Source organism: Sphingopyxis sp. SCN 67-31 (genome assembly GCF_001725095.1).
On record NZ_MEFH01000043.1, the window covers coordinates 1 to 8,820 of the forward strand.

General features: G+C 65.4%; 7 protein-coding genes. 4 read left to right on the forward strand and 3 right to left on the reverse strand.

All coding sequences use genetic code 11. The annotated features are described in order from the left end of the window. The first annotated feature begins 50 nt into the window (after positions 1 to 50). Genes ABS88_RS05140 through ABS88_RS05150 form a run of 3 tightly spaced genes read left to right on the forward strand, consistent with a single transcriptional unit; the run spans position 51 to position 3,208 of the window. A complete protein-coding gene (locus tag ABS88_RS05140) occupies positions 51 to 1,406 on the forward strand; it encodes a formimidoylglutamate deiminase (protein WP_286749347.1) in 1,356 nt (451 codons plus the stop codon). Then, on the forward strand, positions 1,403 to 2,107 hold the full coding sequence (gene hutC / locus ABS88_RS05145; RefSeq protein ID WP_286749348.1) for a histidine utilization transcriptional repressor HutC: 705 nt from the start codon (positions 1,403 to 1,405) through the stop codon (positions 2,105 to 2,107). The genes ABS88_RS05140 and hutC overlap by 4 nt, the downstream gene beginning before the upstream one ends. A gap of 12 nt (positions 2,108 to 2,119) precedes the next feature. Then, positions 2,120 to 3,208: an alpha/beta fold hydrolase gene (locus ABS88_RS05150; RefSeq protein WP_286749349.1), complete on the forward strand. Its 1,089-nt coding sequence runs from the start codon at positions 2,120 to 2,122 to the stop codon at positions 3,206 to 3,208. 1 nt (position 3,209) lies between these two features. Here the strand turns inward: ABS88_RS05150 and ABS88_RS05155 are convergent, their stop codons facing one another. The 3 genes from ABS88_RS05155 to ABS88_RS05165 form a co-directional block, all read right to left on the reverse strand. Then, positions 3,210 to 4,118: an EamA family transporter gene (locus ABS88_RS05155; RefSeq protein ID WP_286749350.1), complete on the reverse strand. Its 909-nt coding sequence runs from the start codon at positions 4,116 to 4,118 to the stop codon at positions 3,210 to 3,212. Between the two features lie 12 nt (positions 4,119 to 4,130). Next, complete coding sequence (locus tag ABS88_RS05160) at positions 4,131 to 5,834, reverse strand: sulfatase family protein (RefSeq protein ID WP_286749351.1); 1,704 nt, start codon at positions 5,832 to 5,834, stop codon at positions 4,131 to 4,133. Positions 5,835 to 5,910: 76 nt separating this feature from the next. Beyond that, positions 5,911 to 8,184 carry a TonB-dependent receptor gene (locus tag ABS88_RS05165; protein WP_286749352.1) on the reverse strand — a complete coding sequence of 758 codons (2,274 nt, stop codon included), beginning with the start codon at positions 8,182 to 8,184 and terminating at the stop codon, positions 5,911 to 5,913. 410 nt (positions 8,185 to 8,594) lie between these two features. Here ABS88_RS05165 and ABS88_RS05170 point away from each other — a divergent pair. Then, positions 8,595 to 8,820, forward strand: a 226-nt coding sequence (locus ABS88_RS05170) for an aconitase family protein (protein ID WP_286749353.1), incomplete at its 3' end; no start/stop codon positions are given.

The following is an 8,820-nucleotide window of genomic DNA, read 5'->3' on the forward strand; positions in this document are numbered from 1 at the left end:
TGTATATACATAAATCCGAACGCGGAAGATTGTCCAGACGGGATGAGGCGATGGCGCTTTGGTGCGAACAGGCATGGCTGGCGGAGGGTTGGGCGGAAAATGTCCGGCTGACGATCACCGACGGCCATATCGGTGCGATCGAGGTGGCGGCACCGCCGCAGCCGAGCGACGACCGGCATGCTATCCTGATCCCCGGTCTGCCCAATTTGCACAGCCATGCCTTTCAGCGCGGCATGGCGGGCCTCGCCGAGCGCGCGGGCGAAGGCGACGACAGTTTCTGGACCTGGCGCGAGGTCATGTATCGCTTCGTCGATCGCCTCGATCCCGACGGTATGCGCGCGATCGCGGCGCTCGCTTATGCCGAAATGCTGGAGAGCGGCTTTACCCGCGTCGGCGAATTTCATTATCTGCATCAATCGCCTGACGGCCGGCCCTATGGCGATGTCGCGGCGATGGCACAGGCGATTGCGGCGGCGGCCGATGAAACGGGGATCGGGCTGACCCTGCTTCCCGTCTTCTATGCCCATTCGGGGTTCGGCGGCGCGGCGCCGACTGCGGCGCAGCGGCGCTTCGTCAACGACCTCGACAGCTATGCCGCATTGATCGAGGCGTCGCGTGCCGCGGTTGCGGGGCTGGGCGATGCCATCGTCGGCGTCGCGCCGCACAGCCTGCGCGCGGCGACCGCCAGCGAACTGACCGCTGTTGCAGCAATGGCGGCCGGCGCGCCGGTGCATATCCATATCGCCGAACAGATGGCCGAGGTCGAGGCGTGCCAAGCCTGGAGCGGCGCCCGGCCTGTCGAATGGCTGATGGGAAACGCCGATGTCGGCGCCGACTGGTGCCTCGTTCACGCGACGCATGTCACCGAAGCCGAATGGCGCGCGATCGCGCAGAGCGGGGCGGTCGTCGGGCTGTGCCCGATCACCGAAGCCAATCTTGGCGACGGTCTGTTCCCGGCACGCGAATTTCTGGCGGGCGGTGGCCGCTTCGGGGTCGGCTCGGATTCCAATGTCGAGATCGACGCGGCGGCCGAACTGCGCCTGCTCGAATATGGTCAGCGGCTGGCGCATCGCGGCCGCAATCTGCTCGCGGGCGGTGCGGGGCGTTCGACCGGCGCTGCGCTCCACCAGGCGGCGCAGGCGGGCGGGGGACAGGCACTGGGGCAGGCGGGGCACGGCATTGCGACCGGCGCGGCGGCCGATCTTGTCAGCCTGACTGCGGCCGACCCCGCGCTTGCCGGGCGGCGCGGCGATGCGATCCTCGACAGCTGGATCTTCGGGCGCGGGGCGCGGCTGGTCGACTGCGTCTGGCGCCGCGGCGTCCAATGCGTCGCGGGCGGCCGCCATGTTGCGCGCGCGGCGATCGACGCGCGCTATCGGGACGCGATGCAGGCGCTGCTCGCATGAAGCAGAGCGGCGCTCTCCATGCGCAGATCCGCCGCGATATCGAGGCGCGGATCATGTCGGGCGAATGGAAGCCCGGCGACCGCATCCCCTATGAACATCAATTGATGGCGACCTATGGCTGTTCGCGGATGACCGTGAACCGGGCGCTGCGCGCTTTGGTCGAGGCGGGGTTGATCGAAAGCCGCAAGCGTGCCGGCACCTTCGTTTCGCATCCGCGCATTCACCGCGCCGCGCTCGAAATCCCCGACATCCGCGACGAAGTGGCGCAGCAGGGCGAGGATTATCGGCTCGACCTCGACCGCCGGGAGATCCGCCCCGCGAATGAGGAGGATCGGCGCCTGCTCCAGATCGACGGCGGCTCCGTGCTCGCGATCGAGTGTCGCCACCATGCCGGCGGGCGGCCCTATGCGCTTGAGAGGCGCCTTATCAATCTGGCGGCGGTGCCCGGCGCGGCCGAGGTCGATTTCGCGGTCGAGCCGCCGGGATCGTGGCTGCTCGCGCATGTTCCCTGGACCGAGGCCGAGCATCGCATCACCGCGGTCAATGCCGGGGCGAAGGAACTGGTCGCGCTCGGCATATCGGCGGGGGCCGCCTGCATGGCGCTCGAGCGCTGGACGTGGCGCGGCGCCGAGCGCATCACCTATGCGCGGCAAGTCTATCCGGGCGACCGCTACGCGCTTGTCGCGCATTTTCGGCCCTGAAGAGGAATGGTCATGGATTTTTCGCGTCTCGAAACCAGCAGCAAGATCGGCGACGGCTGGCGTTATCCGGCGGCGGAGCCGCGGCGCAGCGGCTGGCTGGACGTCGATGCCGAGGCGGGGCACCGCATCTATTGGGAGGAATATGGCGCCGCGGGCGGCGAGCCGGTGATGGTCCTTCACGGCGGGCCGGGCGGCGCCTGCTCGCCCGAGATGGCGCGCTTTTTCGATCCGGCGCGCTATCGCATCATCCTGTTCGACCAGCGCGGCTGCGGCAAGAGCGAGCCCAATGTCGCGGCCGCCGGCCCCGCCGCAGCGCTGCGCCACAATGATACGCCGCACCTGATCGACGACATCAACCGGCTGCGCGATGCGCTGGACATCGCAGGGCCGATGCATGTGTTCGGGGGCAGCTGGGGCAGCACGCTCGCCATGGCCTATGCCATCGCCTTTCCGCAGCATTGCGCCAGCCTGATCCTGCGCGGCATCTTTCTGGGATCGGCCGAGGATCTTGACTATCTGTATCAGGGCAATGCTGCGACCTGGCACGAGGCGCCCTATGCGCTGACCGCGCCCGGCGCCTATATCAACTATCCTGACGAATGGGCCGAACTGCTCGGCGTGCTGTCGGTCGCCGAACGGCGCGATGTGATGGCGTCGTACAAGGCGATCTTCGACATGGTGCCGCAGACCGACGCCGAACGCGAGCGGCAGCTGCATGCCGCGCTCGTCTGGTCGCTGTGGGAAGGGACGATCTCCAACCTGATTCCCGAACATGGCGCGACCGGCAAGTTCGGCGATGCCGACTTCGCGCTATGCTTTGCGCAGATCGAGGCGCATTTCTTTGCAAACGACCTGTTTCTGGAACCCGGTCATCTGATCGGCGGCGCGTCTACGCTCGCGTCCATCCCCGTGCATATCGTCCACGGCCGCTTCGATGAGGTGTGTCCGCTGACGCAGGCGTCGCGGCTGGTCGCGGCGCTGCACGACGCGGGGCGCGAGCCCGCCACTTACGTCGTCACCAATGCGGGGCACAGTGCGATGGAGCGCGAAAATGCGCTCGCGCTGACCGCGATCATGGATGGCTTGCCGCCGCTGCGCTGACTTATGTCGACAGCAGCGCGAGGATGACGCCGCCGACAACCAGCAGCAGCCCCAGCGTCTCGTGCCAGCGGACGGGCTCGCGCAGATAGAAATGCGCAAAGGCGATGGTGAACACCACCTCGACTTGCCCGACGACGCGGACCAGTGCCGCGGGGGCGGCGGCGAAGCCGGTGTACCAGCACGCCGATCCGAGCGCCGATAGCAGCCCGACCTGCGCCGAGGAGCGCCACGTCCGGCCGACCGCGGCGAGCGTTTCGCGGTCGCGCGCGATGATCCACGCAAGATGCAGCGCGCTTTGCATCGCCATCACCACGACGAGGGTGACGAGCGCCGAGCCGACCGTATCGACGCCGTGCAGCTCGGCGGTGGCAAGCTTGATCGCGACCGCGGCGCAGGCGAACATCGACCCCGCGCCGAGCCCGAACAACGCAGCCGGCTGACCGAGCGAGCCCGCAATTTCGCGCAGCGTCAGCCCGCGTCCCGCAAGCGCGAGGATCAGCACCCCGGCGACCCCTGCAACGATACCCGCCCAGGCAAGCAGCGGCAGCTGTTCGCCGAGGAACAGCGCAGTGACGAGCGCCGCCTGCACCGCTTCGGTCTTGGAGAAGGCGGTGCCGACGACGAAGCCGCGGTGGCCGAAGGCGGTGATGAGCAGGATCGTCCCCGCCATCTGGGTCACCGCGCCGACCGCCGACAGACCGGCGAAGGCGAGGCCGAGCGGTGGCAGCGCCGCATGGCGCGCGCCGAGCCAGGCGACCGCAAAGGCGAGCGCAAAGGGCAGGCCGTAGAGATAGCGCACCAGCCCCGCGCCGCTGACGCTCAGTTCGGCGCGCAGCCGCTGCTGCAGCGCAGTGCGCCACGCCTGAAAGAGCCCGCCGAACAGCGAGGCGGGAAGCCAGATGGGGTTCATGCGGCGGCGGCGTCAGGCAGGCTGATTATAATACATCTCCGTCGGTCCCGGATATTCGCGGCCGTCATCTTCGCCCACCTCGCGCGCGACCAGCGCGTTGACCATCTTGTTGAGCCGCAGCACATTCGCCTTCTGCTTGGGATCGTACGCCAGATTGACGATCTCGCCCGGGTCGGCGTGGGTGTCGTATAGCTCGAGATCGTTCATCGCGGCCAGCGTCTTCCAGTCGGTCGGCGTGTGATGATGCGCCGGCGCGAAATAGCGCGCGAATTTGTAGCGGCCATCGTGAACGCCGCGGTGCAGGCGGCGCTTCGACAGGTCATATTGCTTGCTGTAATCGGGCTCGCCGCTTGGCAGCTTGGCCGCGCGGTCCTTGGTCGGCTCCCAATAATGGACGACCGCATAGTTGAAGAGGTGGCCCGTCTTGTCGCGCTGCGTCGGCAGCGTCGGCGATCCGAGCAGCGCCGACACGTCGACGCCGGGCAGGCCGGGGAAACGGTCCTGCTGTTCGTCGGCGGACAGGCCGGCGAGCGTCATCAGCGTCGGGGCGATATCGATCGCGCCCATCAGCCCCTTGGTCGACCGCCCACCGGGGAAATCGGGGTGGGCGATGATCATCGGGATATTGGTTTCTTCGCGGTACATCGTCGCGCCCTTCTGGCGCATCCCGTGCGCGGCGGCGCGCTCGCCATGGTCGCTGGTATAGATGATGATCGTATTGTCGATCTGGCCGCTTTCCTTGAGCGCCCAGAGCAACTGGCCGAGCCGACGATCGACGTCGCGCAGGCAGTTATAGTAATAATTGTTGAAGCGGTGCCACGAGGCGAGGTCGTCGTGCGCCATCTTGCCGTAGAAGACGTCGTTCAGCCGTACGATCGCACGATGCGCCTCGGGCTTCGTCGACAGATCGTCCTTGCTGAAGCTTTCGGGCAGGTCGAACTTGTTGTCGACCTCGTAGATCGGATCGCCGGGTTCGCGGCGCAGCGGGCCCAATATGTTCGGATCGGGGCGGCTTTCGGCCTGCTTGCCCGTCGCGTCATAGAACATGATGTCGTGCGGATTGACCAGACCGACGACCTGGAACCACGGCTTGCCGCCAGCCTTGTCGTTGCGCGCATAGTCGAAGATCGCGCGCGCCGCGTCGCCCGCGACATACATGTCGGCCTTGTAGCCGTCCCATGTCAGCCCGACTTCCTCGCCGTCGAAGCCGTAATCGTGGAAGCCGTATTTCTCCATGGCATTTTCGGTGGTCGGATAGATGCCGCCCGGAATCCGCGTCCAGTTGCGTTCGTAATTGATGCGGCTGAGGTGCCATTTGCCCTTGTAGCTGGTGTAATAGCCCGCCGCCTGCATCATGTGGCCGAGCGTCGGCATGGTTTCCGCCGCCACCGGATAGGGGGCGTTGTCGCTGTTGAGGAACAGGCCGGTCTGCTGCGTATGGTGCGCCTGAAAGATCGTCGAGCGCGACGGGGTGCAGGGGGTCGTGTGCACATGATAATTTTCGACGAGCATCCCGCGTTCCATCAGTTCGCGGTGCGCGGGGAGCTTTTCGAGCAGGCCCTCGGGATAGCTGGCGACGCTCTGTTCCTGATCGGTGACGATCATCAGGACGTTGAGCTTCTTGCCGTTCTTCGCATAGGTCGGCATCGCGAGACCCGCGGCGGCGAGCGCCCCCATTCCCCCGACGAACGCGCGGCGGTTCACATCCCAAGCCATCTCAATCTCCCTTGGCCAGCAGTCCCGAAATGCGATCCGCGGCGCTTCGGCAAGGACGCGCCGCGGACGGATTGCGTCAGAATTTGAACGACAGGTCCACCCCGAATTCGCGCGGCGGCTGATAGAATTGCGAGATCGGGGTCGCGCCAGCGTTGGTGGCGCCCGAAATCACCTCCTGATCGGTCAGGTTGGTGCCGTAGAGCGTCACCTTCCATTTGTCGTCCTGTCCCGCGACCGCGATGCTGGCGTTGAGCAGCACCACCTCGTCCCGGTAATAGCCGGGAAGGTTGCTGCGGCCCCAGGTGTTGAAGCGCGACGAATAGCGCGCGTCGCTGTGCAGCTTGATCTCGCCGAACGACATCGGAATGGCATAATCGACCGACAGGCTGCCGCTCCATTTGGGTGCATTGGCGAGGTCGAGGCCGCTCGAATCGGTCGGGACGGCGAAGGTTCCGTTCGGCACCCCGTTGATCAGGATCGGCACCGCCGGCCCGCACTGGCCGGGTTCGGGTGCGCCGTTGGTGAAGACCCCGTTCGTGTCCGCGCAGAAATCGGTATAGCGCGCATGCAGATAGGCAAGGTTCGCGCCGATGGTGAAATTGGCGGCGGGGCGCAGCAGCGTTTCGACTTCGAAGCCCGATATTTTGGCGGCCGCGATGTTGGTCGTGATATTCTCCGCCCGTACCGCTCCCATCTTCGTTACCGAGCTTTGCAGATCGCGATACTTGTTGATGAAGCCCGACACGTTGAAGCGCAGCAACCGGTCGAACAAGTCGGTCTTGGCGCCAATTTCGAACGCGTTGACGCGTTCGGGGTTATAGGGACCGATATTCTCGGGGATCGTCCCGCGGGAGTTGAATCCGCCCGATTTATACCCCTGCGAATAGTTGGCGTAGACCATGGCGGCGGGCGAGAAGCGATATTCGGCGGTCAGGCGCGGCGTGAATTCGGCCCATGACGCCTTCAGGCTGCTCGTGAAGGACGAGGCCTGGTTGCCGTTGACGAACACCTGCGAGGCGATGTCATATTTCTTGCGGTCGTGGCTGTAGCGCCCGCCGAGCGACAGCGTCAGCCCCTCGACCGGATGCGCGTTGACAAGCGCGAACATCGCATAGCTCTGCGTGTCCTGATGAAGCTGCGCGAGCGTCGTCGTGGTCGGGGTGGCGAGCACCGTGTTGAACTGACGCCATTTGTCGGCCTGATAATAGAGGCCGACGACGAAATCGACGGGCTCGCCGGCCGGCGACACGTAGCGCAGCTCTGCGCTTTTCGATTCGCCCGAAAAGTCGCGGGTCACGTCGAGCTGCGGGGCGGGATTGATCAGCCCGTCGAAGTCGCCGCGGGTGATATAGGTGAGGTGACGATAGCCGAGAACCGAACTGATCGTGCCCCAGCCCACGTCGAGGTTCGACGACCAGGATCCGCCATAGCTCTCGGTGTTGGCATAGGGATCGAACAACACCGCCGCCTTGCGCACGTCGGTCTTCACCGCATCGGGCAGCAGATCCCAATTGGGATCGCCATTGTCGAGGACGTGCGGCGCCGGACCCGTCGTCTTTTGCTTCAGCCAGTCGACGATCAGCGTCGAATCGAACGGCCCGCCATGATCATAATTGAGCGCGCCGCGCACCGCCTTCACATTGGCGCCGTTAAGACGGTTGCCGGTGATGACGTTGCGGCTGTAGCCGTCATAGTCGCGGAAATTGACCGAGATTTTGGCGGCCAGCGCGCCATCGGCGAAGCGGCCGCTGTTGAGCTTGCCGCGGAACTGCTTGAGCCCGTAGGATCCCAGGCTGACGCGCGCTTCGCCGCCGAAATCGTCGGTCGGGCGCGCGGTGATGACGTTGATCGTGCCGGCAAGGTTGTTCTTGCCGAACAGCACGCCCTGCGGCCCCTTCAGCACCTCGATCCGTTCGACGTCGAACAGGTCGAGCATCGTGCTCGACACGAAGGGAATATAGACGCCGTCGATGATCGTGCTGACCTTGGGGTCGGCGTTGGGATCGGGATCGGCGGTGCTCATGCCGCGGATCGAGATCATCGGCACATTGGCGACGAGGCCCTGCGTCTGCAGCACCACATTGGGCGCGAGGCCGTTGAGGCTGGTGATATTGGTGCTGCCGCTCGCTTCGACCATCTCGGCATTGAAGGCCGAAATCGCGATCGGGACATTCTGCACGCTTTCGCTGCGGCGCTGTGCGGTGACGACGATGTCGCCATAGCTATTGTCTTCGGCGCCGGTGGCGACTTCTTCCGCCGCGGCGGTTTCGCCGGTCTGGGCATGCGCCGCCGTCGGTGTGGTGCCAAGCGCGACCATAGCGGTCGAAAGCAGGAACAAGCGCGTCGTCATCATATCCTCCCACATGGTGGCCGCGCCGATCCCGTTCCCGCGCGCGCCAGCGCGGCGGAAATGCGGGTTCGCATCCGGCCTTGTCAGTCCATGAAACGGGGTGATGCTGTGGCAGATTGCCCATTTTGCCGCCGGCGCCGGGCATCGTCTTGTGCCCGAATATCGTGCCGGTGGAGCGACTCTATCCTCCGTTCCCACCGCATGCTTAGCAGGATTGAAAAATACTTCAACTACTAAGTATTATGATTTTGTGACATGCTGATACCGCGCAAAACCGCTTGATTCGACGCGCTTGCTTGCCATATAAGTTAGAATCCTAAGTAAATGGCGGTGGTGAGGATCTACCCGGCGGGGAGCAAGGACAGGGTGACGTCTTTCGAAAATCCGGGCGCGGTGCGGGCGCCGCATCGATGACCGGCCCGCGCACGCTCTACGACAAGATATGGGACGCCCACGCCGTTGCCGAGGATGATGGTGAAACCCTGCTCTATGTCGATCTGCACCTGCTGCACGAAGTGACGTCGCCGCAGGCCTTCGCCGCGCTCGAGGAGGCGGGGCGGGGGGTCCGCCGGCCCGAGCGGGCGCTCGCGCTGTCGGATCATAATGTCCCGACCGAAGGACAGGCCGCCGGGCCCG

Excerpts from the sequence above, each read along its gene's own strand:
- ABS88_RS05140 (WP_286749347.1), top strand. The coding sequence starts at position 51 with ATGGCGCTTTGGTGCGAACAGGCATGGCTGGCGGAGGGTTGGGCGGAA.
- hutC (WP_286749348.1), top strand. The coding sequence starts at position 1,403 with ATGAAGCAGAGCGGCGCTCTCCATGCGCAGATCCGCCGCGATATCGAG.
- ABS88_RS05155 (WP_286749350.1), bottom strand. The coding sequence starts at position 4,118 with ATGAACCCCATCTGGCTTCCCGCCTCGCTGTTCGGCGGGCTCTTTCAG.
- ABS88_RS05160 (WP_286749351.1), bottom strand. The coding sequence starts at position 5,834 with ATGGCTTGGGATGTGAACCGCCGCGCGTTCGTCGGGGGAATGGGGGCG.
- ABS88_RS05165 (WP_286749352.1), bottom strand. The coding sequence starts at position 8,184 with ATGACGACGCGCTTGTTCCTGCTTTCGACCGCTATGGTCGCGCTTGGC.
- ABS88_RS05150 (WP_286749349.1), top strand. The coding sequence starts at position 2,120 with ATGGATTTTTCGCGTCTCGAAACCAGCAGCAAGATCGGCGACGGCTGG.